This is a genomic window from Massilia sp. Soil_C_3, assembly GCF_057657035.1.
Window position 1 is genome coordinate 403,241 of the sequence record NZ_JBDGJG010000004.1, and the last position, 23,984, is coordinate 427,224.

Genomic DNA, 23,984 nt, shown 5'->3' on the forward strand with positions numbered 1-23,984 from the left:
CACTAGAGTCTTTGCCATGAGCAAAGCACAGAATGAAACAGTGGCGGCAGTCAAATCCGCCGGACGCCCGAAGGCGTCGGAAGTCGAGGCCCGCACCCAGGAATTGATCCACGCAGCGGGCTGCCTCATCCTGCGCCATGGCTATACCAAGGTCAGCCTGGAAGCCATCGCCCGCGAGGCGCGGGTGGCGGTGCGCACGATCTATGTGAAGTTCGGCGGCAAGGGCGGCCTGCTCAAGGCCGTGCTCGCCTCACGGCGCGAACGCCTGTTCGCCGGACACGACATGGACGTCGACACCCGGCCGCTGCGCGAGATCGTCGACGACTTCGCGCGCGATTTCTACGATATGCTGGTCGAACCCGAGGCGATGGCCATGCAGCGCGTGGTGATCGCCGAAGCCGGCAGCAATCCGGAGCTGGCCGAGGCTTTCTATGAAGGCGGGCCGCGCCTGACGCGCGAGATGCTGTACCGCTTCTTTTCGCGCCCGGACATCCGCAGCCAGCTGCGCGACGACGTGCCGCTGGAGTTGCTGCCGACCCACCTGATCGGCTGCATCAGCGGCGATCCGATCGGACGCTTCCTGTTCCCCGACACCCAACCCACGCGCGAGGAAACGCGGCGCGAGCTGGCAGCGCGCCTTGAACTGTTTTATGCAAGTGTCCTGAAGAACCGATGAGCTAATAAGTGCGGCATCGCACGGACACAATATGGCATTTTGTGGCACTCTGTAAGCCTTCACAGAGGATGTCGTGAATATCAATAACAGCGGTGTGACCGCGAGGAGAAAGCATGAGCAAGTCGTCCAGATACGAATGGCGTGATCAACAAGCATCGCTGCAAGAACGCATGAAGAACTTCATCGAAAATCCTGGCGCCGACCAGATGGAAGCGGTCATCGCTGAAATGCGCACCTATGCCGCCGCCGCCAAGGCCGGCACGATCGATATCCCGGAGCGCTTCGTCAGCTTCGGCTGAAGCAAAGTCGCCTTCATCACAATGCCGCCCGGTGCAAGCCGGGCGGCATTTTTCATTTGTAGCACCTTCAAATGGCCGACACGGGCACCGGCCTGGCCTGCTCTTCCACGTCATGCACGCGTGTGAGCAGGTGCACCTTGCGCGGCGCCCGGTGGCGCTCGTGCAGTTCGCGGGTCAGCACCTCGACCCGGCGCGGCCGCACCGCCACCTGCTGCGGATCGACGGTGCCGATGGCGCCCGGCACGTACTGGCTGAACTGCGAGGCCAGCAGCTGGGATATGGTGCCGGTAATGGTCGCCGGCGCGCCATGGACCGTGGTATGGAGTTCGAAACAGCGGGTTTCCGGTAACACGTAGACGGTCCCGACGTACTCGTTGCAGTGCTCGTCCATCATGCCCTCCTGAGCTGAACACGGACGCGGCAAGTCGGCTTGCCGCCGCATTCTTCCATCATAGGCTTTTGGCGGGCGCTGGCAAGCGGCGCACGCGGGCAAGGCAACTGGCGCCGCATGCCTGCAACTCGCGCCGCCAGGCGCCGCTTCGTCGCAAACCGCGGCGGGGTCCGGTTCGCTCTTCCAGAATGGCCCTACCGACCACTCAACCGGAGACTTCCATGAACCGCCTTGCCCTCCTGCTTGCCCTGCTGTCCAGCGCTGCCGCCAGCCACGCCGCCGACCTGTCGATCCAGGTCGATGGCGCGCGTGGCGACGGCGGCGCCGTCCGTGGCGGCTGCATGTGAAGCTCAAGGGACGCGATAAGCAGCTGGCGGTGAGCCGCAACTACATGGACGTGTTCCGGCAGGTGTAATCGGCCGTCCGCACACATTCTTTTGTTAGCCTCAAAAACGTCGTCCCCGCGAAGGCGGGGACCCAATTACTGCGCGCGCTATCGAAACGCTTGCAAACTTGGGTCCCCGCCTGCGCGGGGACGACGGGCGAAAGCTACTGGCTGACGCTTAACGCTTGCGCGGCGGCGGCAAATCGGTACAGACGCCTTCATAGGCTTCGGCCGCCATGCCGATCGACTCGCCCAGGGTCGGGTGCGGGTGGATGGTCTTGCCGATGTCCACGCCGTCCGCGCCCATCTCGATCGCCAGCGCGATCTCGCCGATCATGTCGCCGGCATTGGTACCGACGATGGTGCCGCCGACGATGCGGTGGGTCTCGGCGTCGAACAGCAGCTTGGTGAAGCCTTCGTCGCGGCCGTTGGCGACCGCGCGGCCGCTGGCGTTCCACGGGAAGTGGCCCTTCTCGACCTTGATGCCCTTCTGCTTGGCTTCATCCTCGGTGAGGCCGACCCATGCCACTTCGGGATCGGTGTACGCGACCGACGGGATGACCTTGGCGTCGAAGTGGGTCTTCTTCTCAAACGCCGCTTCGGCCGCCACGTGCGCTTCGTGCACCGCCTTGTGCGCCAGCATCGGCTGGCCCACCAGGTCGCCGATGGCAAAGATGTGCGGCACATTGGTGCGCATCTGGCTGTCGACCGCGATGAAGCCGCGATCGCTCACCGTCACGCCAGCCTTGTCGGCCGCGATCTTCTTGCCGTTAGGGCTGCGGCCCACGGCCACCAGCACCAGGTCGTACAGCTGCGGTTCTGGCGAGGCGGCGCCGGCTTCGGCGGCTTCGAAGGTGACCTTGATCCCTTCCGGCAGCGCTTCCACGCCGACGGTCTTGGTCTTGGTCATGATGTTGTCGAAGCGGTGGGCGTTGAACTTCTGCCAGACCTTGACGGCCTCGCGGTCGGCGCCCTGCATCAGGCCGTCCATCATCTCGACCACGTCGATGCGCGAACCCAGCGACGAATAGACGGTCGCCATTTCCAGGCCGATGATGCCGCCGCCGATGACCAGCATCTTCTTCGGCACCTGGCGCAGCTCCAGCGCGCCGGTCGAATCGACGATGCGTGGATCTTCCGGCACGAACGGCAGCTTCACCACCGACGAACCGGCGGCAATGATCGCCTTCTTGAAGGCCACGACCTTCTTGGCGCCGTCCGGGCCGGTGACTTCGATGTGGTTCGGGGAGAGGAACTGGCCCACGCCCTGCACCACATTGACCTTGCGCGCCTTGGCCATGAAGGCCAGGCCGCCGGTCATCTTCTTGATCACGCCATCCTTGTGCGCGCGCAGCTTGTCGATATCGACTTGCGGCTTGTCGAAGGCCACGCCCAGGTCGGCCATGTGCGCGGTTTCATCCATGATGTGCGCCACGTGCAGCAGCGCCTTCGATGGAATGCAACCGACGTTCAGGCACACGCCGCCCAGGGCCGCGTACTTCTCGACCAGCACGGTGTTCATGCCGAGATCGGCGGCGCGGAACGCGGCCGAGTAGCCGCCAGGACCGGCGCCCAGCACCATCATCTCGCACTCGATGTCGACCTGGCCCGAGTAGCTCGCGGCGTTCGGCGCGGGCGCAGCGCCCGGCAGGACGGCCGGCGCGGGGTGTGCCGGCGCATACGAATCGGTCGGCGCGGCAGCAGCGGTCGGCGCAACAGCCTGTGCGCCGATCTGCGCAGCAGGCTTGTCCGCCGGCTTCCCGGCCGGCGCGTCAGCGCCCGACTCTTCCACCGTCAGCAGCAGCGTGCCTTCGTTGATCTTGTCGCCGACCTTGACCGCGATGTCCTTCACCACGCCCGCGTGGGTCGATGGGATCTCCATGCTGGCCTTGTCCGATTCGACGGTGATCAGGGACTGGTCGACCTTGATCGTGTCGCCGGCCTTGACCATCAGCTCGATCACTTCGACGTCCTTGAAGTCGCCGATATTCGGGACTTTCACTTCAACAGTGCTCATCAGTGCGCTCCAATCACAGAAGGGTCTTGCGCAGGTCGGCCAGCACTTCGCCCAGGTAGGCGGCAAAGCGCGCGGCGCCGGCGCCGTCGATCACACGGTGATCGTACGACAGCGACATCGGCAGCATCAGGCGCGGCTGGAAGCTCGAACCGTCCCACACCGGCTTCATCGCCGACTTGGACAGGCCCAGGATCGCCAGCTCAGGCGCATTGATGATCGGCGTGAAGTTGGTGCCGCCGATGCCGCCCAGCGACGAGATGGTGAAGGTCGCGCCCTGCATCGCGGTCGGCGGCAGCTTGCCATCGCGTGCCAGGCCAGAGAGTTCACCCATTTCGGTGGCGATCTGCGAGATGGTCTTCTTGTCGGCGTCCTTGACGACCGGGACCACCAGGCCGTTCGGGGTGTCGGCCGCGAAGCCGATGTTGTAGTACTGCTTGGTGATCAGGGCCGCGCCGTCTTCCGACAGCGACGCGTTAAATTGCGGGAATTTCTTGAGCGCGGCGACGCTTGCCTTGATGACGAAGGCCAGCATGGTCAGCTTGACGTTTGATTTCTGCTTGGCCAGCGCGGCGTTCGAATCGACGCGGAACTGTTCCAGGTCGGTCACGTCGGCTTCGTCGAAGTGCGTCACGTGCGGGATCATGACCCAGTTGCGATGCAGGTTCGGGCCCGAGATCTTCTTGATGCGCGACAGCGGCACGGTTTCGGTCGGACCGAATTTCGAGAAGTCGAGCGACGGCCAGGCCAGCAGGTCCAGTCCAACGCCACTGCCGCCCGATTTTGCCGGTGCGGCTGCTGGCGCGGCCATTACACCCTTGACGAAGTTCTGCACGTCTTGCTGGGTGATGCGGCCTTTCGGGCCCGAACCAGGCACGCGGCCCAGGTCGACGCCCAGTTCGCGCGCGAACTTGCGGATCGATGGCGAAGCGTGGGCTTTCGAGCCGGTCACGCCTGGCGCTGCAGCCGGAGCAGGAGCGGCAGCAGGTGCTGGCGCCGATGCTTGCGCTGGCGCGGCTGCGGGCGCTGCGGCAGGTGCAGGTGCAGCAGCAGGAGCCGCGGCGGCAGGCGCGCCGCCAGTCGCTTCCACGACCAGCACCAGCGAACCCTTGGCAACCTTGTCGCCGACCTTCACTTTCAGTTCTTTCACGACGCCGGCATGGCTCGACGGGATCTCCATGCTGGCCTTGTCTGATTCGACCGTGATCAGCGACTGGTCGACCTTGATCGTGTCGCCGACCTTGACCATCAGTTCGATGACTTCGACTTCCTTGAAGTCGCCGATATCGGGCACGTTCACGTCGACCGGGCCGCCAGATGCCGCAGGGGCGGCAGCGGCTGGTGCTTCGGCAGGCTTCTCGGCCGGCTTTTCAGCGGCGGCAGGGGCGGCTGCAGGAGCAGCAGCAGGCGCTTCGGCCGCGCCGCCGGCTTCCTCGAGCAGCAGCACCAGCGAACCCATGGCGACCTTGTCGCCGACATTGACCTTGATCTCTTTGACGACGCCGGCATGGCTCGATGGAATCTCCATGCTCGCCTTGTCCGATTCGACGGTCAGCAGCGACTGGTCGACCTTGATCGTGTCGCCGACCTTGACCATCAGTTCGATGACTTCGACTTCCTTGAAGTCGCCGATATCGGGGACTTTGACTTCCACAACGCTCATAGTGTTAGCTCCGTTATTTTTCATTGGCTTGGAGACCGTCGTTCCCGTGCAGGCGGGAACCCAAGTCATCAGCGCCGCGATGCACTCACTGTCATCGTAACGCATGCAAACTTGGGTCCCCGCCGAGTGCGGCGTTCGCCCGGGGACGACGGGTCACCAGAGCATTACTGGGTCACCGGATTCGGCTTGTTCTGGTCGATGCCGTACTTGGCGATCGCCTGCGACACGATGGCGCGGTCGATCTTGCCTTCGTCGGCCAGCGAGCGCAGGGCGGCGACCGTGACGTAGTAGCGGTTCACCTCGAAGAACTCGCGCAGCTTGACGCGCGAATCCGAGCGGCCGAAGCCGTCGGTGCCCAGCACTTTATAAGTGCGGTCCTTCGGCATGAAGGCGCGGATCTGCTCGGCGAACATGCGCATGTAGTCGGTGGTCGCGACGATCGGGCCGCTGGTGTTTTGCAGCAGCGAGGTCACGTACGGCACGCGCTGCGGCTGTTCCGGGTTAACCATGTTCCAGCGCTCGGCGTCCTGGCCATCGCGCGCCAGCAGCGTCAGCGAAGGCGCCGACCACACGTCCGCGTCGACGCCCCAGTCGTTCTTGAGCAGCTCTGCGGCGAAGATCGACTCGCGCAGGATGGTGCCGCAACCGATCAGCTGCACGCGCGGCGCCGGCTTGTCGCCAGCGATCGGCGCGCCTTCCTGGAGCAGGTACATGCCCTTCAGGATGCCCTCTTCCTGGCCCGGCTTCAGGCCTGGATGCGGGTAGTTCTCGTTCATGATGGTGATGTAGTAGAACACGTCTTCCTGTTCTTCCACCATGCGGCGCAGGCCGTCCTGGATGATGACGGCGACTTCGTGACCGAAGGTCGGGTCATATGGCAGGCAGTTCGGCACGGTCGCGGCGATCACGTGGCTGTGGCCATCTTCGTGCTGCAGGCCTTCGCCGTTGAGCGTCGTGCGGCCGGCGGTGCCGCCCATCAGGAAGCCGCGCGCACGAATGTCGCCGGCCAGCCAGACCAGGTCGCCCACGCGCTGCATGCCGAACATCGAGTAGAAGGTGTAGAACGGGATCATCGTGCGGTTGTTCGACGAGTACGAAGTCGCCGCCGCGATCCACGAGCTCATGCCGCCCGCTTCGTTGATGCCCTCTTGCAGGATCTGGCCTGCCTTGTCTTCACGGTAGTACATCACCTGGTCGCGGTCGACCGGCTCGTACAACTGGCCCTGCTGGTTGAAGATGCCGATCTGGCGGAACAGGCCTTCCATGCCGAAGGTGCGCGATTCGTCGACCAGGATCGGCACGATGCGCTGGCCGATGCTTTCGTCCTTCAACAGGCTGGTGATCACGCGCACATAGGCCTGGGTCGACGAGATCTCGCGGCCTTCCGGGGTTGGCTCGAGCACGCCCTTGAAGCTTTCCAGCTTCGGCACCACCAGCTGCTCGTCGGCCTTCTCGCGGCGCTGCGGCAGGTAGCCGCCCAGGGCCTTTCGGCGCTCGTGCAGGTACACCATCTCGGGCGCGTCGTCGGCCGGCTTGAAGAACGGGATGTCGGCCAGCTGGTCGTCGGGGATGGCGATGTTGAAGCGGTCGCGCATGTCGCGGATCGCCTGGTCGTCGAGCTTCTTGGTCTGGTGGGCGGTATTGCGCGCCTCGCCCGACTTGCCCATGCCGAAGCCCTTGACGGTCTTGACCAGCAGCACGGTCGGGGTGCCCTTGTTCTCTTGCGCGTTCTTGAACGCGGCGTAGATCTTGTGCGGATCGTGGCCGCCGCGGGTCAGGCGCCAGATGTCGTCGTCGCTCATCTTCGACACCATCTCGAGCAGCGCAGGGTGCTTGCCGAAGAAGTGCTTGCGCACGTAGGCGCCGTCCTTGGCCTTGTAGTTCTGGTATTCGCCGTCGACCGATTCCATCATGACGCGCTGCAGGATGCCGTCCTTGTCCTGGGCCAGCAGCGGATCCCACTGCGAACCCCAGATGACCTTGACCACGTTCCAGCCGGCGCCGCGGAAGTCGGCTTCGAGTTCCTGGATGATCTTGCCGTTGCCGCGCACCGGACCGTCCAGGCGCTGCAGGTTGCAGTTGACGACCATGACCAGGTTGTCCAGGCGCTCGCGCGCGGCCATGCCGATCGCGCCCATCGATTCCGGCTCGTCCATCTCGCCGTCGCCGCAGAAGACCCAGACCTTGCGGTTGTCGGTCTTGGCGATGCCGCGCGCGTGCAGGTATTTCAGGAAGCGCGCCTGGTAGATCGCCATCAGTGGCCCTAAGCCCATCGACACGGTCGGGAACTGCCAGAAGTCCGGCATCAGTTTCGGGTGCGGGTAAGACGACAGGCCCTTGCCGTCGACTTCGCGGCGGAAGTTCAGCAGCTGTTCTTCGGAGAGGCGCCCTTCGAGGAAGGCGCGCGCGTAGATGCCGGGCGAGGAGTGGCCCTGGATGTACAGCAGGTCGCCGCCGTGGTCTTCGGTCGGGGCGTGCCAGAAGTGGTTGAAGCCCGTGCCCAGCATATTGGCCAGCGAGGCGAAGGACGAGATGTGGCCACCCAGGTCGCCGTCGGCGCGGTTGGCCTTGACGACCATCGCCATCGCGTTCCAGCGCATCCACGAGCGCAGGCGCTCTTCGTATTCGAGGTTGCCCGGCGAGTTCTGGTTCAGGTGGGCCGGGATGGTGTTCACGTAGGCGGTATTGGCCGAGAACGGAACGTGGGCGCCGCGACGGCGCGCCAGGTCCACCAGGCGCTCCATCAGGTAATGGGCACGTTCGGTCCCTTCATGTTCGATCACCGCTTCCAGCGCATCGAGCCATTCGCGGGTCTCGATCGCGTCCGGATCATTGGCGGCTTGCGCGGTCAACTGGTCGAGTTGAGCTGACATGTCATGTGTCTCCTAGAGTGGTGCGCCCCGACCCGATCCCTGCGCAGGCTGGCGGCGAGTGGTGAAATTTCAGACTATCTTTTTAGATAAACCCACGGATTCTACCAGTGGATTTTGGCATTTTCAAATTACGGTATGCTATTTCACTATATGAAATCGTATGCTGCAAGTGCACATTTTTCATAGGGAAACACTGGACGTTCGATCAACGGATATCGTATACCGAAGCGCCTCCAAAACGGCGAAAAACGGGCCATTTATAGGCTGAACGGAGGAGATTGCATGCCTGGGTCGTATAATTCTGTTTTTGCCCAGCGACGAGCCTTCACCATGCCTGCACAACTGATCGACGGAGTTCTCCTTTCCAAACAACTGCGCGAAGATATCGCCGCGCGCGCCGCCAAACTCACCGCCGCCGGCAAGCAGCCGGGCCTGGCCGTCATCCTGGTCGGCGAAGACCCGGCCAGCCAGGTCTATGTGCGCAACAAGGTGAAGGCCTGCGGCGACGTGGGCTTTCATTCGGTGCTCGAAAAATACGAGGCCGACCTGTCCGAAGCGGCCCTGCTCGACCGCATTGCAGCATTGAACGTGGACCCGGCCGTCCACGGCATCCTGGTGCAGATGCCGCTGCCGAAGCACATCGACCCGTCGAAAGTCATCGAGGCCATCTCCACCGCCAAGGACGTCGACGGCTATTCGGTGCTGTCGGCCGGCGAGCTGGTTGCCAACCTGCCGGGCTTTCGTCCTTGCACCCCGTACGGCTGCATGAAGCTGATCGAGACCACCGGCATCGACCTGCGCGGCAAGCACGCAGTGGTGATCGGGCGCTCGAATACCGTCGGCAAGCCGATGGCCCTGTTGCTCTTGCAAGCCAACGCCACCGTCACCATCTGCCATAGCGCCACGCCGGACCTGGGCTACCACACCCGCCAGGCCGACGTGATCGTGGCCGCCGTCGGCCGCCGCAATACCCTCACCGCAGAGATGGTCAAGCCGGGCGCGATCGTGATCGACGTCGGCATGAACCGTGACGACGCGGGCAAGTTATGCGGCGACGTCGATTTCGCGGGCGTGTCCGAGGTGGCATCGCACATCACTCCGGTGCCGGGCGGCGTCGGTCCGATGACGATCACGATGTTGTTGATGAATACCCTTGAGTCCGCAGAGCGCGTGCACGTCAGCGGCCAGCCGCCAGCGGGGCAGGCGTCGGGCATGGAACCGAAACCAGGCCTGGCGTAAGCCGGTCATGGCGCCATGGCTGCTAACTGGCCATGGCAGCTGCATGAGCGTTCGGCGTACCAGTGATTAACGAATATGGAAGGACTACGATGACGACCGCTACCAATCCCCTCCTCGACTTTTCCGGCCTGCCGCGCTTCGACGCGATCAAGCCCGAGCACGTCACGCCCGCCATCGAGCAGCTGATCGCCGAAGCCAATGCCATCGTGGCCCAACTCGAAGCCCCGGTGGACGACGTCACCTGGGACACCCTGGCCCCGCTCGACGACGCCAGCGAACGCCTGGGCCGCGCCTGGGGCGTGGTCGGCCACCTGAACCACGTGGTGGACACGCCCGAACTGCGCGCCACCTATAACGAGAACCAGCCGAAAGTCGTGGAATTTTCCACCGCCATCGGCCAGAACGAGGCGCTGTTCGCCAAGTACAGGCAGTTGCGCAACGGCCCGCACTGGGACAGCCTCAATCCGGTGCGCCAGCGCATCGTCGAAAACGCCCTGCGCGACTTCCGCCTGGGCGGCGCCGAACTGCCGGAAGATAAAAAGCCGCGCTTCGCCGAGATCCAGGAGCAGCAGTCGCAGCTGTCGACCCGCTACTCGGAAAACGTGCTGGACGCGACCAACGACTACAAGCTCGTCGTCGAGAACGAAGAAGAACTCGCCGGCCTGCCCGACGATGTAAAAGCAGCAGCGAAGGCCGCCGCCGAGCGCGATGGCAAGGGCGGCTGGCAGTTCACCCTGCACTTCCCGTCCTACTTCCCGGTGCTGCAATTCGCGGATAACCGCCTGCTCCGCGAAAAGATCTACCGCGCCAGCGCCACCAAGGCGTCGGATGCCGGCATCATGTTCACCGAGGTCGAGAAGTGGGACAACTCTTCCAACATCGTCAACCTGCTCAAGCTGCGCAACGAAGAAGCGCGCCTGCTCGACTACGGCAGCTTCGCCGACGTCTCGCTGGTGGCCAAGATGGCGCAGAGCCCGCAGCACGTGATCGAATTCCTCGAAGACCTGGCGCGCCGCGCGCGTCCGTATGCCGAAAAAGACCTGGCCGAACTGCGCGAATTCGCGCGCACCGAGCTTGGCATCGACGAGCTGCAATCCTGGGACGTCACTTACGCGTCCGAAAAGCTGCGCGAGAAGCGCTATGCCTTCTCGGCCCAGGAAGTGAAGGAATACTTCCCTGAACATAAGGTGGTGCAAGGCCTGTTCGGCGTGATCCGCCAGCTGTTCGAAGCCGACGTCATCCCCGAGGACGCGCCCGTGTGGCACCCGGACGTGCGCTTCTACCGCATCGAGCGCAATGGCCAGCTGGTTGGCCAGTTCTACCTCGATCCGTATGCGCGCGCCGGCAAGGCGCAGGGCGCCTGGATGAACGATGCGCGCGGCCGCCGCCTGCTCTCTGGCGGCACGGTGCAGACGCCGGTCGCCTACCTGGTCTGCAATTTCACGCCGCCGGCGACGGTGGACGGCGTGCTGCAGCCGTCGCTGTTCACGCACGACGAAGTGACCACGCTGTTCCACGAATTCGGCCACGGCCTGCACCATATGCTGACCGAGGTCGAAGAACTGTCGGTGGCCGGCATCTCGGGCGTCGAATGGGATGCGGTGGAACTGCCGTCGCAGTTCATGGAAAACTTCTGCTGGGAGTGGGACAAGCTGCAGCAGATGACGGCGCACTACAAGACCGGCGAGCCGCTGCCACGCGCGCTGTACGACAAGATGCTGGCGGCGAAGAACTTCCAGTCCGGGATGCAGACCCTGCGCCAGGTCGAGTTCTCGCTGATCGACATGCACCTGCACTACGATTTCGATCCGCACAATCAGGAAGTGCAAAGCCTGGTCGACGATATCCGCCGCAACTTCGCCGTCATCACGCCGCCGTCGTTCAACCGCTTCCAGCATTCGTTCAGCCATATCTTCGCGGGCGGCTATGCGGCTGGCTATTACAGCTATAAATGGGCCGAGGTGCTGTCCGCCGACGCTTATGCCGCATTCGAAGAAGCCGTCGAAGGCGGGGCCGACCTGTTCGAAACGGGACGCCGTTTCCATCGCGAGATCCTTGCCGTGGGCGGCTCGCGGCCCGCGCTTGAATCGTTCAAGGCCTTCCGCGGCCGCGAACCTTCGATCGACGCTTTGCTGCGCCATAGCGGCATGAATGCCTGAAGTATTAGAGAACTGCACCGGAGGGCGAAAGCCCTCCTCTTTTTAGTGATGACATGACCCGGATCGACTTCCACACGAATATCCCAGATAAGCTGTCCTATGCCTGCCGGCTGGCGCGCAAGGCATATGGCGCGCGCGCCAAAGTCGTGGTGCTGGCAGAAAGCCTTGAGCAGGCCGAGGCATTGAATGCGGCACTGTGGAACGTGGGCGATACCGATTTCATTCCTCACGTGCTGGCCGACGATCCGCTGGCGCCGCAAACGCCGATCGTGATTACCGATAATGAAGACGCGACGCTGCCGCACCACGATATGCTTGTGAACCTCACGCGCCGCACGCCGAACAATTTCGCGCAATTCGCGCGCGTGTTCGAAATCATTTCGCTTGACGAAGACGATGCCGCCGAAGGACGCAAACGCTATGTCGCATATAAAAAGCAATCCTATCCATTGACCCACTTCGTCGCAGGACAGACATGAACCAGGATCCCGCTTTCGATACCAGCATTCCCGTATTGACCGAGGTCGTCGCCGACTCGCCGGCGCCGGTCGCGCCAGTGGCGCCGGCTGCTCCCGCTGCTGTTGCGACAGTGGCCGTCACGACGGAAACGAGCGCCATCGACGACGATCCGGATACCCCGGAAGCCTTGGAACGGCGGGCCGCCGACCGCTGGAGCGGCGAGCAGTGGAGCGTCATGGAACGCCGCCTCACCGAACGCGTGCTGCAGCAATTGCAGGGCCGGATCGATTTCGTGCTCGAACAACGGCTGCGCGATGGCATCGCCGACGCGGTGGATAAAGCGATGGCGGGTTTTTCGGCCGAAATTCGAGCTAGCCTGCATCAATCGCTGGACCAGGTCGTGACCCGCGCCGTTTCACAAGAAATTGCCCATCTCCAGACCCTGGGAAAATAACCCCATATGCATTAACGATTTGCCATGGGATTTGATTCGACATCACCCCGCGCACGATTGTCATTCATATTTGACGATTAAATAGTAAAATCCCTGCGCGGCACTTCGAAACGAATCGAATCACCTAATCAAGGATGAAACAAAATGGCAAACATCGATCTGTCGGGTTATAACCTCGCCGAGCTGAAGGGACTTCAATTCGATATCGAAAAGGAGATCAAAAACCGCCAGCAGCAAGACGTCAAGAAAGCGCGTGAGCAGATTCTCGAGATCGCCCAGAATATGGGAATCTCGGTGGAAGAATTGCTGGCCAAGGGCACTGGTAAAAGCAAGAAAGCGGGCAGCGGCGCCAAGGTGAATCCCCAATACCACAACCCAGCCGACAACTCCCAGACCTGGACCGGCCGCGGCCGCCAGCCGAAATGGGTAGTCGAGGCGCTGGGCAAGGGCAAGTCGCTCGACGATCTGCGTATCTGAGCCTTTCGGGTAATTCCGCGTGGGGTGGACCGGGGCGCGTAGTCGGCGCTGCCGTCCACCCCACATGCATTTAAGCATCCTCTCTTGCGTCTCGTGAAACGAACCTCCCTCATCGCCGCGCTCGTGGGCGCCGCCGTCCTGGCCATCGGCACGGCCGTCTACTTTACCGATACCATCGAACAACGCCCTGGCGCCCTGGCCATCCTGACGCCACCCATCGCGAAGACCACGCCATTCTGGCCGGCGCGCGTGAGCCTGCTGGCGGGCGACGGCCGCGACGGCGTGATCGACGGGCCGGCCAGCGCCAACCGCTTCAGCGACCCGTACGGCGTGGCCATTGGCCCGCGCGGCGTGGTGTACGTCGCCGACGGGGGCGAAGCCAACCGCATCCGCCTGGTCCAGCCCGACGGCGCGGTCTCGACGCTGGCCGGCGGCAAGGAAGGTTTTGCCGACGGCATCGGCGCGGCGGCCGCCTTCCACACCCCGTCCGCCCTGGCGCTCGACCATGAAGGCAATCTGTACGTGGCCGACACCGGCAACCACGCGATCCGCAAGGTGGCGCCCGACGGCACGGTGACCACGGTGGCCGGCAGCGGCAGCCCCGGCTACCTGGACGGCGTGGGCCGTGCGGCCCAGTTCAACGGCCCGGTCGGCATCGCGGTGGACGACGCCGGCATCGTCTACGTGGCCGACACCTATAACGACCGCATCCGCCGCATCGCGCACGATGGCACGGTGACCACGCTGGCAGGCAATGGAAAACCCGGCCTGCTGGATGGCGCGCTGCTCGACGCCGGCTTCGACACCCCGAGCGCGCTGGCGGCCGGCCGCGACGGCACGCTGTACGTGGCCGACACCGGCAACCACGCGGTGCGCCGCATCAAGCCCGACGGCACGGTCGACACGCTGGCGATCCCGCTCGAAGGAGAGGTACGGCCGCCGCTGCGGCGCCCTGCGGGCCTGGCGCTCACGCGCGACGGCTACCTGTACATCGCCGCCAGTGCCGGCGGCCGCATCCTGCAACTGACGCCGGAAGGCGAAATGCGTCCGCTGCAGGACGCCGACCGCCCCCTCGATCCGAACGGCTTCGGCAGCGACGGCACGGTGCAGCTGTACGGCCCGCGCGGCATCGCGGTCGGCCGCGACGGCAGCCTGGTGGTGGCCGACGCCAGTGCCCACCGCGTGCACCGGCTGGCGCCGCCGCGCGAGGGCGAAGCGGCGCCGGCACTGGCGCGGCCGGCGCTGGTCACGCGCACCGAACCGATGCCTTGGCCGGTCGGCCCACAAGACATGGTCCATGAAGTCGTCGGCGTGATGGGCGAGGTGCGCGGCGCCTACAACGGCGACAGCCGCCACCATTTCCACGCCGGCCTGGACGTGCGCGCCGACGTCGGCGCGAAGGTGCTGGCGGTATTCCCGTCGAAAGTGACCGACCCGCATGCCAACTGGGGTTTCAATTCCCTCAGCGAAGGCCTGAGCCTGGGGCCGCTCTCGTACATCCACATGCGCGTCGGCCGCGACCCGCAGGGCCGGCCGCTCGATAAGCGCTTCCAGATCCTGCGCGACGCCAAGGGCAAAGCCGAACGCGTGCGGGTGCCGCGCGGCACCCGCTTCGCGGTGGGCGATGCGCTCGGCACCATCAATGCCATGGCCCACGTCCACCTGGATTACTACCAGGGCGGCACGGTGGTCAATCCGCTGACCCTGCCCTTCACGGGCTTTACCGACACCGTCCCACCGACCATCCAGCGCATCGCGCTGTACGACGGCGCCGGCAAGCGCATCACGGCGAAGAAGGGCGAGCCGATCCTTTTGGCCCGCAGCCTGGGCGACATCCAGGTGGTCGTCAACGCCTACGACCAGGTGAACGGCAACCTGGCGCGCCGCAAGCTCGGCCTGTACAAGCTGGGCTACCAGCTGTTGCAGAACGACGGCACGCCCCTGCCCGGCTTCGGGCAGCCGGTCATCACCCAGGTCTTCGACCGCCTGCCGCGCAACCAGGACGCCGTCAAGGCCGTCTACGCGCCGACCAGCGGCATCACGGTCTATGGCAGCAAGTCGACCCAGTTCGACTACGCGCTCAACAACCGCCTGCAGGACGGCGAGATCGAGACCGGCAGCTGGCGCATCGGCGAGCTCGCCCCCGGCCGCTACACCCTGCGCATCCACGCCGCCGACTTCGCCGGCAATCTGGCGCTGGAGGGGCGCGACCTGGCGTTCGAAGTGGAGTAGAGCGCCCATGAATCTGCGACTGACGGTCGCCCTACCCGTCCGGCATGAAATATCATCACTTCTAGACATCAATGTCTAGATAACCTAAGCTGGCTGTCGCCGGGAATCCTCCCGCCCCACAAGGACCGTCATGCTGAAGAAACTCGCCGCCACATTCGCCATCGCTTCCTGCACTGCATTCGCCCCCGCCCAGGCGGCCGACCTGCCGAACTATCCCTTCATCCACGTGAACGCCGCCGCCAACCTGCACGTGATGCCGGACGTGGGCGAGATCGATTTCGAGATCGTCAGCCTGGACCCCGACCTGGAAGCGGCCTGGAAGCTGGTCAGCGAACGACTTGGGGCCAGCCGCGCGCTGCTCGCGCAGCACGGTGTCGCGGTCGAGGACATCTCGGTGCAGGACCTGCTGCGGCGTCCTCTCAAGCAGGGCGATACGGTGCAGGCGATCGAAACCCGTGCCGCGGTCCACGCCACGGTGCGCAACCTGGAAGGGTGGACGCCGCTGATCCAGGCCCTGATGACGACGCCGAACGTCGAGTCGCTGGCGGTCGCCTTCAGCCGCAGCGACGCCGACAAGATCGAGGCCGAACTCGTGAGCCAGGCCCTGGGCGCGGCGCGCCTGAAGGCGCAGAACATCGCGCGCGGGATCGGCGCCAGGCTGGGACCGGCGAACGGCGTGGCGCTGGCGCCGCTCAAGAACCTGTCGAACGCGATGGGACTGGCCACCGACGGGCCGCGTTACAGCCCGGTGTCCACGCCGGGGGATCCGCTGCTGGTGACGGTGCAGAAGCTGGTGCAGGGCGTGGACGTGATCTACCGGATCGGCAAGTAAGCATCAAGTGAGCATCAGCGCGTCGGCGCCGGCCCATGCCCGATCTTCATGCGCAGCAGGCGGTATGGCTTGGCGCGCAGGTCCTTGCCGCCGTTGAAGCCGGCCTGGCGATGCAACTGGTTCGCGGTGACGTACAGGTAGCCATCCGGACCGGCGGACAGCGTATCGGGCCACAGCAGCTCGGGGCTTTGCGCAATGGTGCGCCAGCTGCCGTCGGCTTCCAGGCGGCGGATCGCATTGTTCTCGTAGTCGGTCGCATACAGGTTGCCGGCGGCATCGGTCTCCAGCCCGTCGGACGCGCCCTTCTGGCCCAGGTCGCGCACGGCCAGCGCCAGCGCCGCTTCGCTGACCGCCGGATCGCGCAACAGGCGCGTGGCCACCGCGTAGCCATGCCGGCTAGAGAGCGGACTGAAATACAGGGTTTCACCGTCGGGCGAGAGCGCGATGCCGTCCGACGCCACCCGGAACGGCGCCGTCTTGCCATCGGCCGCACGGCTCTGCAACACCCGGCCTTCCACGCGCGGCACGAAGCGCGGATCGGCCGAGGTGGAGCGATCCCCTTGGAGGCGGCGCTGCGCCTTGCCGGTGGCCAGGTCGAGCACGATGATGGCGCCCGGCCCGCTCAGGGACGAATCGGTCACATAGGCCACGCCTTCGGCGCCCACGCGGAAATCGAAACGCACGTCGTTGACGTAGGTGCTCGGCAGGATCACATCGGGCGGAAACACCACCGTCCTGACCACCTTGTCGGTCTTGAGGTCGACCGCCACCAGCTTGGCGCCGCCCGGCCTCGGCGCGGCGAAGCCTGGCGCGGCGGTGTCCAGGATCCACAGTCGTCCCTGGCCATCGGCGACCACGCTTTGGACGCTCTCCAGGCCGCGCGCCGGATCGCCCGGGTCGGCGCAGTTGATGGCGGCGTCGGGATACGGCACCGGCCTGCCATCGCGGATTTCGGCCACCGTATAGGGCACGTCATCGCCCCAGCGCGGGAAGTTCACGAAGATACGATTGCCTTCGGCCACCGTGACGCCGGTGGGCATCGGGCCGTCGAAGGCGGCCACGCGTTCGAGCTGGCCGATGGTCGGGATGGGCGCGGCGGCCGGCGCCGCGTGGGCCACGCCCGGGACGGCGATGGCGATAGCGATGGCGGTGTATAGGCGCGCAAGGGTGCTTGGAAGCATCATGTCATTCTCCTGTCATGTATGGGCATGCTGGGCGGTTCATCGGCGTATGATCGATCTGTCCAGCTCGTTGTCGGGAGAAGCATAGGACTTCTCGTGGCAGCGAAACAGCCAGCGGAATGGGTAGCACTTTCACGCCTGCAGTGAAAATCGACACAGGCTTCTTCGCGATCCACCTTGCCGCTACGCTTGTCTACCGTGAAAGGAACCAGCATGAGTAAGCAACAGAAAGAAAAACTGGCGCCGCAAGGCAAAGACGCAGCTCTCGTGCCGCCGGCCGAACAGCAAGTCCCGCAGCAGGCCGCAGCGGTGGCGCCACCCGAGCCCCAGCAGGATCAACCTTTGCCGAAGGAAGAACCGATCCGCCCGGTCAAGGCCGAACCAGTGCGCCTGCGCGGGCGCATGACGCTGGAAGACGCCTTCCAGTCCATCGGCCTCAATTGCGTCCGGCAGATCGAGGCGAACCTGCCGGGCGTGCTGAAGCAAAACGTCGAAAGCCTGCACCAGATGCGGGTCGGCCTGCGCCGCCTGCGCGCGCTGCTTGCCATGTTCGAGGACCTGGCCGCGCCGCCCGTCGCCCTGCACGCCGACATCGAATGGCTGTCCGGCGAACTGGGACCGGCGCGCGACTGGGACGTGCTGGCCGACTCCACCCTCGACCGGGTCCAGGGCTTGGACTCGTCGGCGCTGCGCCAGGCCGCGCACGAGCGGGCGAACGCGCACCACGCGCACATCCTGAACGTGCTGCGCGAGCCGCGCTACGTCGAGCTGATGACGCAGCTGAACGAATGGCTCGGCGAACGCCGCTGGCGTCCCGACGCCACGCTGGACAAGGATTCGCCTCTGGCCGAGCGCGCCGCCAGGGCCGCCCTGCCCCTGCTGCGCAAGGCCGAGAAGCGCCTGGCCAAACGCATCGACGGCCTGGACGAGGGTGACGCGCCGGGCCGCCACCGGGTGCGCATCGCCGCCAAGAAGGCGCGCTATGCGGCCGAATTCTTCCGCGACCTGCTGCCGGCGCGCCGCGTCAAGCGCTACGTCGGCCACCTGGAAAAGCTGCAGGACCGCCTCGGCCTCCTGAACGACATGGCGGTGGCCGACCACCTGCTCGAGGAACTCAAGGGCGGCAACAGCCAGGTAGCCAAACAGGCCGCCTACGTGCGCGGCTACATGGCCGCCAGCAGCGAGGCCGACGTGCAGGGCCTGGAAAAGACGCTGGCGGACGTTGCGAAACGCCGCATCACGCGCTGATCCTGCCCCGCGGCGGCGCGCAAGGCGGCCGCCGGCGCGCCACCTTCCAGCGCCGCCGCACCGCCCGGGTGCGGCCCGCGGCGGCCCTGTATTTATCGCTTTCCGAAGCCTGTAATTTGCGGTAACGTTGCTCTGCAATTTCAGATCTGCCACGTCCACCACCCTACTTCGGAGCCCGTCCATGCGGTTTATCAGCAAGCCCATCGCGTTCGCCATTGCCCTGACCGTCGCCTCCGGCGCCGGCGCCCAGCAGATCGTCAGGATCGGCCATGTGGGACCGGTCTCCGGCCCCAATTCCCACCTCGGCAAGGACAACGAAAACGCGGCGCGCATGGCGATCGATGAACTCAACGCCAAGGGCTTCACCATCAATGGCCAGAAGGTCACCTTGCAGCTGCTGGCCGAGGACGACGCCAGCGATCCGAAGCAAGGCACGGCGGTGGCGCAGAAACTGGTCGACGCCAAGGTCAATGGCGTGGTCGGCCACCTGAACTCCGGCACCAGCGTGCCGGCCTCGCGCATCTATCACAACGCCGGCCTGGTGCAGGTCTCGCCGGCCACCACCGCGACCCAGTTCACCAAACAGAAATTCCCGGGCGTGTTCCGCGTGGTCGCCAACGACGCCAAACTGGGCGGCACCCTCGGCAAGTACGCGGTCGAGACGCTCAAGGTCAAGAATATCGCCGTCATCGACGACCGCACCACCTACGGCCAGGGCGTGGCCGCCGAGTTCGCGAAGGCCGCCAAGGGGCCGGGCGTACGCATCGTCGACAAGCAGTTCACCAGCGCCACCGCCACCGACTTCACCGCCATTCTCACCGCCATCCGCGCCAAGAAGCCCGACCTGGTCTTCTTCGGCGGCATGGACGCGGTGGCCGGTCCGATGCTCAAGCAGATGAAGGCGCTGGGCATCAATGCCCGCTTCATGGGCGGCGACGGCATGTGCACCACGGCGCTGGGCCGCCTGGCCGGCGACGCGGTCGGCGAAGACAAGGTCGTGTGCGCCGAAGCGGGCGGCGTGAAAGGCGCGCAAGAGCAGGTGATGGCCGACTTCCGCAACCGCTTCAAGCAGAAGACGGGGCTCGAGGTGCAGCTGTATGCGCCGTATGTGTACGACTCGGTGATGGTGATGGCGGCCGCGATGCAGAAGGCGAAATCGGCCGAGCCGGCGAAGTACCTTCCCGAGCTCAAGAAGATCAAATACGAGGGCGTGACCGGCACCATCCAGTTCGATCCGTCGGGCGACATCCTCGATGGCGCGCTGACGCTGTACACCTACAAGGGCGGCAAGCGCACGCGGATGGACGTGATCCGCTGATCGTCACGCCGCCAGACTATCGTGGAGAAGACCGATGGGTATCCTGGCCGCACCGCATCAACTGGTCCGACGATCGTCCGCGCATGGCGGCGACATCGCGGCGCGCCTGCGCGCCTGGCATGACGAGGCCACGGCGCTGTGCTTCGTGTATGCCAGGTCGCTGGGCGGCCTGATACAGTCGGGCCGCGGGCGCATCGCCATGTTCAACGAGATGGCGTTGACGATCGACGCGGGCGGCTCGACCCTGCTGGTGGTGCTGGCCGGCGCCGCCTACGACGACGCGCCGCAGATTTTCTTCACGCCCGACCTGGGCAGCCATTTCCAGGTAGCCGGGATCGGCATCAGTCTCGGCAACCACGACTGGCTGTTCTTCTCGCCCGACGAGGTGCCGCCGACGGCCTTGCCCGGGCTGCGTTAGCCTTTGTCGGCCACCGGCGCGACATTCCCGCAGTCGCTGCCCAGCCATTTACCCGTGCCGCTGGTTTTCTGGGTCACCATCATGCCGTTCGGACCGGCCACGGTGGCAGTCGAATCGAAGGTATAGGCCGTCTCGCTCGGCGTCTTCACAACGGCATCGATTTTCATCTGCGGCTGGGTGCACTGCATGCTGACATTCATGCCGCCAGTGGCGGGCGTCGCATTCCTGGTGCAGCCGTCAGGACCTTTTTTGCCAAATACGTCGAACTTCGCGATGTCCTCTTTCGTGATGCACTGCTTGGTGCGCAAGCCATCGTCCGTGAATTCCGTTCCACTGGCGCCCAGCCTTTTTTGTATCTCCGCGCGCTGGGCGGGCGACATCGACGCCATCTGATTCTTCATCAGCGCGGCGATGCCCGCCATCTGATTGCCCCCTCCCTGGCCGGGCAGGGTCATGTCGATCTGCCAGAGCCCAGGCTTGATATTGACTTGCTGCGCAAACGCATTCGTTGCGCACAAGGTGGCGATACAAACTGCGATGCGTGCGGTTCGAATCATGCTCATGGTCGCTCCTGGTGAGTGGGCCACCAGTGTAGCCCACCTGACTCTACAGCCGCGCACGCAGACGCGCTTCCCTTCGCGTCCAATCCCATTAGGGTCAGTGTCGAATTAATTGGCAATATCCCTCAAACCTTACGAATTAATTAGGGTCGGAGTCGAATTATTGAGCAATTTCCCCGCGCTGGCCGCCGTTCCAACGGCGCGTTGTCATACCAGTCCGCCACAGTGCGACTTTGCACAAGCGATCGTTAGGCTGATTTTGATTTCACCCAAAGCGATCATTTTCTTCCCAGTGACCTACATCTTCACGACATCTAAAATCAACAGCACCTTTCGTTTGCATAAAAAGTTGTCAAAGAATTCGACTCCGACCCTAATTAATTAGTAAGGTTTTGTGGAAATTGTCAATTAATTCGACACTGACCCTACTGGGACGTTCGACGATGAATTGCAGTTCGTGCAAAGCCTTGGCAAGGGCGGGCGGCCCGCCAGCAATTGCAATGCGCTGCGCGATCCCGAACAACGACTGAAGCCGGCCGTAAACGACAAAGCGCGCCTTGCTCACGCAGGCGCGCCTTTTTACGGATAAGGGGTGATACTTACTTGGTCGCCAGCACCCACTTGACCAGCGAGCGCGCCTCGGCCTCGCTCACCTGCGGATTGGCCGGCATCGGGATCGGGCCCCAGGTGCCCGCGCCGCCTTTCAGCACCTTCTGCACCAGCTTGTCCTCGGCGCCCTTCTGGCCCGCGTACTTCTGCGCGACGTCCTTGTAGGCAGGACCGACCAGCTTGGTGGCGACGGTGTGGCAAGCCATGCAATTCTTGGCCTTGGCCAGGTCGGCCTGGGCGAACGCACCCGACGAGGCGAAAGCCGACAGCACCACACACAACATCAGGGACCGCTTCATTTGTTTCTCCGAGTTTATGACTGATTGGATTCTACGCCCTTTCCCTGCGGGGCAATGGGGGCGATACACTCTGTAACTCGATCGCCACGTTTACCAATATCCTGTAACAAGAAAATAGCAACTTTTTCCCGTCGGCATTCTTTTCTTTGTAAGATGTGAGGCCTGAAGGAGCTTTTTACATCATGCCACTCATCCTCTTGATCGTCGCCCTCGCCGCCCTGCGCTTCTTCGAGGTCTGGCGTTTTGCCGAGCTGTCCTGGTGGGTCATCGCCGGGCTGTTCGTTGCCGCCTTCATCTGGTTCGAATACATCGAGAAGATCCTCGGGCTCGACAAGAAAAAAGAACACGAACTGCAGGACAAGCGCCGCAACGAGCGCATCAAGAAGCCCCTCGACAAGCGCCGTTGAACCAGCCGGCCCTGTGATACATTTGAAATATCACAGCCCTAGTCCAATCATCACCCATGCATCCCGAACTGCGCCAGCTGCGCCATTTCGTCACCGTGGCCGAAGAGCTGCATTTCGGCCGCGCCGCGCGCCGCCTGCACATGACCCAGCCGCCGCTGTCGCAGAGCATTGCCAACCTCGAAGAACTGTTCAAAGCCCAGCTCTTCGTGCGCAACCGGCGCATGGTCGGCCTGACCGCGGCCGGCGCCGCCCTGCTGCCGGAAGCGCGCCGCATCCTCGAGGAGGCCGCCGCGCTGCCCGAACTGGTGCGGCGCGCTGCCAGCGGCGAAGCGGGCCGCCTGGCCCTGTCCTTCGTCTCGACCGCAGGCCTGGGCATGCTGCCCGATGTGCTGCGCCGCTATCGCGCCGCCTATCCGTCCGTGCGCCTGGTGCTGCAAGAGGCGACTTCCGACGTCCAGTTCGACGAACTGCTCTCGGGCCGCATCGATGCCGGCTTCGTCATTCCGCCGCAGCCGGGCGCCGCCGACGACATGGCCGACGGCGCCCTCGATTACCTCAAGATCGTCGACGAGCCGCTGGTGCTGTGCGCGCCGAGCGGCCTGGCGGCGCTGTCGGCTCCGGGCCCGGTGCGCCTGCGCGACCTGCCGCCGCTGCCGCTGGTGATCTTCCCGCGCGCGGTGGCGCCCAGCCTGCACGATGCGATCCTGGCCTGCTTTCGCGCGGCCGGTGTGCCGCCCACCATCGGCCAGGAAGCGATCCAGATGCAGACCATCGTCAGCCTGGTCTCCGGCGGCATGGGCTTGGCACTTGTGCCACAATCCGTGTCGAACCTGATGCGTCCCGGCGTAGAATACCGTGCCCTGCGCGACCCGGCGCCGCTGGCCGAAACCGGCCTGGCCTGGCGGCGCGACAACGATTCGCCCGTGCTGAGGGGCTTCCTGGAATGTTTGAAGAATTGAAGAGAGACTGACTATGCTGATTCATCCGCAGCCGGACCCGATCGCGATTGCGCTCGGCCCGGTGCAAATCCACTGGTACGGCCTGATGTACGTGGTGGCCTTCGCCCTGTTCATTATCCTGGGCCGGGTGCGCATCCGCATGCCGCACGTGGCGGCGCAGGGGTGGACCCGCGACGACCTGGACGACATGCTGTTCTACGGGATGCTGGGCGTGATCGTGGGCGGCCGCCTGGGCGAAGTGCTGTTCTACCAGCCGCTGTACTTCCTCGAACATCCGCTCGAGATCTTCATGATCTGGAAGGGCGGCATGTCCTTCCACGGCGGCTTCCTGGGCGTGCTGATCGCGATGGCGCTGTGGTCGCGCAAACGCAAGCGCAACCTGCTCGACGTGTACGACTTCATCGCGCCGCTGGTGCCGCTCGGCTATGCCGCCGGCCGCATGGGCAACTTCATCAACGCCGAACTGCCGGGCCGCCTGGCCGACCCGAACCTGCCGTGGGCCATGCTGTGGCCCGGCGTGGCCGGCCCGCGCCACCCGTCGCCGCTATACCAGGCGCTGGTCGACGGCGTGCTGGTGTTCGTGATCCTGTGGATGTTCGCACGCAAGGCGCGTCCGCGCCTGGCGGTCGGCGCCATGTTCACCCTGCTGTATGGCTGCGCGCGCTTCTTCACCGAGTGGTTCCGCGTGCCGGACTGGGAAACCACCGTGTTCGGCCTGCCGATCACCTCGGGCCAGGTGCTGTCGCTGCCGATGATCGTCGCCGCCCTTGTCATGCTGGCCTGGGCCTATCGCCAGGCGCCGGGCCGGCCTGTGACCGCGTGATCAAGCTCT

General features: G+C 64.6%; 24 protein-coding genes. 16 read left to right on the forward strand and 8 right to left on the reverse strand.

The annotated features are described in order from the left end of the window. Positions 1–16 precede the first annotated feature (16 nt). Both AC3A6F_RS10020 and AC3A6F_RS10025 read left to right on the forward strand, forming a co-directional pair. Complete coding sequence (locus tag AC3A6F_RS10020) at positions 17–676, forward strand: TetR/AcrR family transcriptional regulator (RefSeq protein WP_487680240.1); 660 nt, start codon at positions 17–19, stop codon at positions 674–676. A gap of 113 nt (positions 677–789) precedes the next feature. Next, positions 790–975 carry a hypothetical protein gene (locus AC3A6F_RS10025; RefSeq protein WP_109346579.1) on the forward strand — a complete coding sequence of 62 codons (186 nt, stop codon included), beginning with the start codon at positions 790–792 and terminating at the stop codon, positions 973–975. 67 nt (positions 976–1,042) lie between these two features. Here AC3A6F_RS10025 and AC3A6F_RS10030 read toward each other — a convergent pair whose 3' ends face one another. Continuing rightward, a complete protein-coding gene (locus AC3A6F_RS10030; protein ID WP_487680242.1) occupies positions 1,043–1,369 on the reverse strand; it encodes a hypothetical protein in 327 nt (108 codons plus the stop codon). 218 nt (positions 1,370–1,587) lie between these two features. Here AC3A6F_RS10030 and AC3A6F_RS10035 point away from each other — a divergent pair, with 218 nt between their 5' ends. Further along, positions 1,588–1,713 carry a hypothetical protein gene (locus AC3A6F_RS10035; RefSeq protein WP_487680244.1) on the forward strand — a complete coding sequence of 42 codons (126 nt, stop codon included), beginning with the start codon at positions 1,588–1,590 and terminating at the stop codon, positions 1,711–1,713. 216 nt (positions 1,714–1,929) lie between these two features. On the opposite strand, the gene lpdA is transcribed toward AC3A6F_RS10035, so the two are convergent. The 3 genes from lpdA to aceE form a co-directional block, all read right to left on the reverse strand. Next, the gene (gene lpdA / locus AC3A6F_RS10040; protein ID WP_487680246.1) at positions 1,930–3,768 is read right to left on the reverse strand and encodes a dihydrolipoyl dehydrogenase; all 1,839 of its coding nucleotides are present in this window, start codon (positions 3,766–3,768) and stop codon (positions 1,930–1,932) included. 13 nt (positions 3,769–3,781) lie between these two features. Beyond that, a complete protein-coding gene (gene aceF / locus AC3A6F_RS10045; RefSeq protein ID WP_487680248.1) occupies positions 3,782–5,428 on the reverse strand; it encodes a dihydrolipoyllysine-residue acetyltransferase in 1,647 nt (548 codons plus the stop codon). 164 nt (positions 5,429–5,592) lie between these two features. After that, entirely contained in the window at positions 5,593–8,301 is a 2,709-nt protein-coding gene (gene aceE / locus AC3A6F_RS10050) for a pyruvate dehydrogenase (acetyl-transferring), homodimeric type (protein WP_487680250.1), read from the reverse strand. Between the two features lie 330 nt (positions 8,302–8,631). On the opposite strand from aceE, the gene folD reads away from it, so the two are divergent. From folD to AC3A6F_RS10085, 7 genes are all read left to right on the forward strand, one after another. After that, positions 8,632–9,540, forward strand: coding sequence for a bifunctional methylenetetrahydrofolate dehydrogenase/methenyltetrahydrofolate cyclohydrolase FolD (gene folD, locus AC3A6F_RS10055; RefSeq protein ID WP_487680252.1), 909 nt, complete (start codon positions 8,632–8,634; stop codon positions 9,538–9,540). A gap of 89 nt (positions 9,541–9,629) precedes the next feature. Further along, a complete protein-coding gene (locus AC3A6F_RS10060) occupies positions 9,630–11,699 on the forward strand; it encodes a M3 family metallopeptidase (protein ID WP_487680254.1) in 2,070 nt (689 codons plus the stop codon). A 53-nt stretch (positions 11,700–11,752) separates the two neighbouring features. Next, complete coding sequence (locus AC3A6F_RS10065) at positions 11,753–12,178, forward strand: DNA polymerase III subunit chi (protein ID WP_487680256.1); 426 nt, start codon at positions 11,753–11,755, stop codon at positions 12,176–12,178. Continuing rightward, positions 12,175–12,612: a DUF2486 family protein gene (locus tag AC3A6F_RS10070; RefSeq protein WP_487680258.1), complete on the forward strand. Its 438-nt coding sequence runs from the start codon at positions 12,175–12,177 to the stop codon at positions 12,610–12,612. The genes AC3A6F_RS10065 and AC3A6F_RS10070 overlap by 4 nt, the downstream gene beginning before the upstream one ends. 144 nt (positions 12,613–12,756) lie before the next feature. Next, on the forward strand, positions 12,757–13,089 hold the full coding sequence (locus AC3A6F_RS10075) for an H-NS histone family protein (RefSeq protein WP_109346568.1): 333 nt from the start codon (positions 12,757–12,759) through the stop codon (positions 13,087–13,089). Between the two features lie 93 nt (positions 13,090–13,182). Further along, positions 13,183–15,321 carry an NHL repeat-containing protein gene (locus tag AC3A6F_RS10080; protein ID WP_487680260.1) on the forward strand — a complete coding sequence of 713 codons (2,139 nt, stop codon included), beginning with the start codon at positions 13,183–13,185 and terminating at the stop codon, positions 15,319–15,321. A 130-nt stretch (positions 15,322–15,451) separates the two neighbouring features. Further along, positions 15,452–16,153, forward strand: coding sequence for an SIMPL domain-containing protein (locus tag AC3A6F_RS10085; RefSeq protein WP_487680261.1), 702 nt, complete (start codon positions 15,452–15,454; stop codon positions 16,151–16,153). Between the two features lie 14 nt (positions 16,154–16,167). Here AC3A6F_RS10085 and AC3A6F_RS10090 read toward each other — a convergent pair whose 3' ends face one another. Continuing rightward, the gene (locus AC3A6F_RS10090) at positions 16,168–17,337 is read right to left on the reverse strand and encodes an L-dopachrome tautomerase-related protein (protein WP_487680263.1); all 1,170 of its coding nucleotides are present in this window, start codon (positions 17,335–17,337) and stop codon (positions 16,168–16,170) included. A 210-nt stretch (positions 17,338–17,547) separates the two neighbouring features. On the opposite strand from AC3A6F_RS10090, the gene AC3A6F_RS10095 reads away from it, so the two are divergent. The 3 genes from AC3A6F_RS10095 (at position 17,548) to AC3A6F_RS10105 (ending at position 20,318) form a co-directional block, all read left to right on the forward strand. After that, a complete protein-coding gene (locus AC3A6F_RS10095; RefSeq protein WP_487680265.1) occupies positions 17,548–18,582 on the forward strand; it encodes a CHAD domain-containing protein in 1,035 nt (344 codons plus the stop codon). 181 nt (positions 18,583–18,763) lie between these two features. Next, on the forward strand, positions 18,764–19,900 hold the full coding sequence (locus AC3A6F_RS10100; RefSeq protein ID WP_487680267.1) for a branched-chain amino acid ABC transporter substrate-binding protein: 1,137 nt from the start codon (positions 18,764–18,766) through the stop codon (positions 19,898–19,900). A 34-nt stretch (positions 19,901–19,934) separates the two neighbouring features. After that, entirely contained in the window at positions 19,935–20,318 is a 384-nt protein-coding gene (locus AC3A6F_RS10105; protein ID WP_487680269.1) for a hypothetical protein, read from the forward strand. On the opposite strand, the gene AC3A6F_RS10110 is transcribed toward AC3A6F_RS10105, so the two are convergent. From AC3A6F_RS10110 to AC3A6F_RS10120, 3 genes are all read right to left on the reverse strand, one after another. Then, positions 20,315–20,881, reverse strand: coding sequence for a DUF3617 domain-containing protein (locus tag AC3A6F_RS10110; RefSeq protein ID WP_487680271.1), 567 nt, complete (start codon positions 20,879–20,881; stop codon positions 20,315–20,317). The genes AC3A6F_RS10105 and AC3A6F_RS10110 overlap by 4 nt on opposite strands. Before the next feature lie 370 nt (positions 20,882–21,251). Further along, positions 21,252–21,443 (reverse strand): hypothetical protein, encoded by a 192-nt coding sequence (locus AC3A6F_RS10115; RefSeq protein ID WP_487680273.1) that lies wholly within the window; start codon positions 21,441–21,443, stop codon positions 21,252–21,254. A gap of 34 nt (positions 21,444–21,477) precedes the next feature. Continuing rightward, positions 21,478–21,786, reverse strand: coding sequence for a c-type cytochrome (locus AC3A6F_RS10120; protein ID WP_005665668.1), 309 nt, complete (start codon positions 21,784–21,786; stop codon positions 21,478–21,480). A gap of 182 nt (positions 21,787–21,968) precedes the next feature. Here AC3A6F_RS10120 and AC3A6F_RS10125 point away from each other — a divergent pair, with 182 nt between their 5' ends. The 3 genes from AC3A6F_RS10125 to lgt are packed head-to-tail and all read left to right on the forward strand — an operon-like array spanning position 21,969 to position 23,975. Then, positions 21,969–22,193, forward strand: coding sequence for a TIGR04438 family Trp-rich protein (locus AC3A6F_RS10125; protein ID WP_320476349.1), 225 nt, complete (start codon positions 21,969–21,971; stop codon positions 22,191–22,193). A 56-nt stretch (positions 22,194–22,249) separates the two neighbouring features. Beyond that, entirely contained in the window at positions 22,250–23,152 is a 903-nt protein-coding gene (locus AC3A6F_RS10130) for a LysR substrate-binding domain-containing protein (protein ID WP_487680275.1), read from the forward strand. Positions 23,153–23,165: 13 nt separating this feature from the next. After that, entirely contained in the window at positions 23,166–23,975 is an 810-nt protein-coding gene (gene lgt / locus AC3A6F_RS10135) for a prolipoprotein diacylglyceryl transferase (RefSeq protein WP_487680277.1), read from the forward strand. Positions 23,976–23,984: the final 9 nt, after the last annotated feature.

Bases quoted from the DNA above. Each gene is read 5' to 3' on its own strand.
- AC3A6F_RS10020 (WP_487680240.1), top strand. From the start codon at position 17: ATGAGCAAAGCACAGAATGAAACAGTGGCGGCAGTCAAATCCGCCGGA.
- AC3A6F_RS10025 (WP_109346579.1), top strand. From the start codon at position 790: ATGAGCAAGTCGTCCAGATACGAATGGCGTGATCAACAAGCATCGCTG.
- AC3A6F_RS10030 (WP_487680242.1), bottom strand. From the start codon at position 1,369: ATGATGGACGAGCACTGCAACGAGTACGTCGGGACCGTCTACGTGTTA.
- AC3A6F_RS10035 (WP_487680244.1), top strand. From the start codon at position 1,588: ATGAACCGCCTTGCCCTCCTGCTTGCCCTGCTGTCCAGCGCTGCCGCC.
- lpdA (WP_487680246.1), bottom strand. From the start codon at position 3,768: ATGAGCACTGTTGAAGTGAAAGTCCCGAATATCGGCGACTTCAAGGAC.
- aceF (WP_487680248.1), bottom strand. From the start codon at position 5,428: ATGAGCGTTGTGGAAGTCAAAGTCCCCGATATCGGCGACTTCAAGGAA.
- aceE (WP_487680250.1), bottom strand. From the start codon at position 8,301: ATGTCAGCTCAACTCGACCAGTTGACCGCGCAAGCCGCCAATGATCCG.
- folD (WP_487680252.1), top strand. From the start codon at position 8,632: ATGCCTGCACAACTGATCGACGGAGTTCTCCTTTCCAAACAACTGCGC.
- AC3A6F_RS10060 (WP_487680254.1), top strand. From the start codon at position 9,630: ATGACGACCGCTACCAATCCCCTCCTCGACTTTTCCGGCCTGCCGCGC.
- AC3A6F_RS10065 (WP_487680256.1), top strand. From the start codon at position 11,753: ATGACCCGGATCGACTTCCACACGAATATCCCAGATAAGCTGTCCTAT.
- AC3A6F_RS10070 (WP_487680258.1), top strand. From the start codon at position 12,175: ATGAACCAGGATCCCGCTTTCGATACCAGCATTCCCGTATTGACCGAG.
- AC3A6F_RS10075 (WP_109346568.1), top strand. From the start codon at position 12,757: ATGGCAAACATCGATCTGTCGGGTTATAACCTCGCCGAGCTGAAGGGA.
- AC3A6F_RS10085 (WP_487680261.1), top strand. From the start codon at position 15,452: ATGCTGAAGAAACTCGCCGCCACATTCGCCATCGCTTCCTGCACTGCA.
- AC3A6F_RS10090 (WP_487680263.1), bottom strand. From the start codon at position 17,337: ATGATGCTTCCAAGCACCCTTGCGCGCCTATACACCGCCATCGCTATC.
- AC3A6F_RS10095 (WP_487680265.1), top strand. From the start codon at position 17,548: ATGAGTAAGCAACAGAAAGAAAAACTGGCGCCGCAAGGCAAAGACGCA.
- AC3A6F_RS10100 (WP_487680267.1), top strand. From the start codon at position 18,764: ATGCGGTTTATCAGCAAGCCCATCGCGTTCGCCATTGCCCTGACCGTC.
- AC3A6F_RS10105 (WP_487680269.1), top strand. From the start codon at position 19,935: ATGGGTATCCTGGCCGCACCGCATCAACTGGTCCGACGATCGTCCGCG.
- AC3A6F_RS10110 (WP_487680271.1), bottom strand. From the start codon at position 20,881: ATGAGCATGATTCGAACCGCACGCATCGCAGTTTGTATCGCCACCTTG.
- AC3A6F_RS10120 (WP_005665668.1), bottom strand. From the start codon at position 21,786: ATGAAGCGGTCCCTGATGTTGTGTGTGGTGCTGTCGGCTTTCGCCTCG.
- AC3A6F_RS10125 (WP_320476349.1), top strand. From the start codon at position 21,969: ATGCCACTCATCCTCTTGATCGTCGCCCTCGCCGCCCTGCGCTTCTTC.
- AC3A6F_RS10130 (WP_487680275.1), top strand. From the start codon at position 22,250: ATGCATCCCGAACTGCGCCAGCTGCGCCATTTCGTCACCGTGGCCGAA.
- lgt (WP_487680277.1), top strand. From the start codon at position 23,166: ATGCTGATTCATCCGCAGCCGGACCCGATCGCGATTGCGCTCGGCCCG.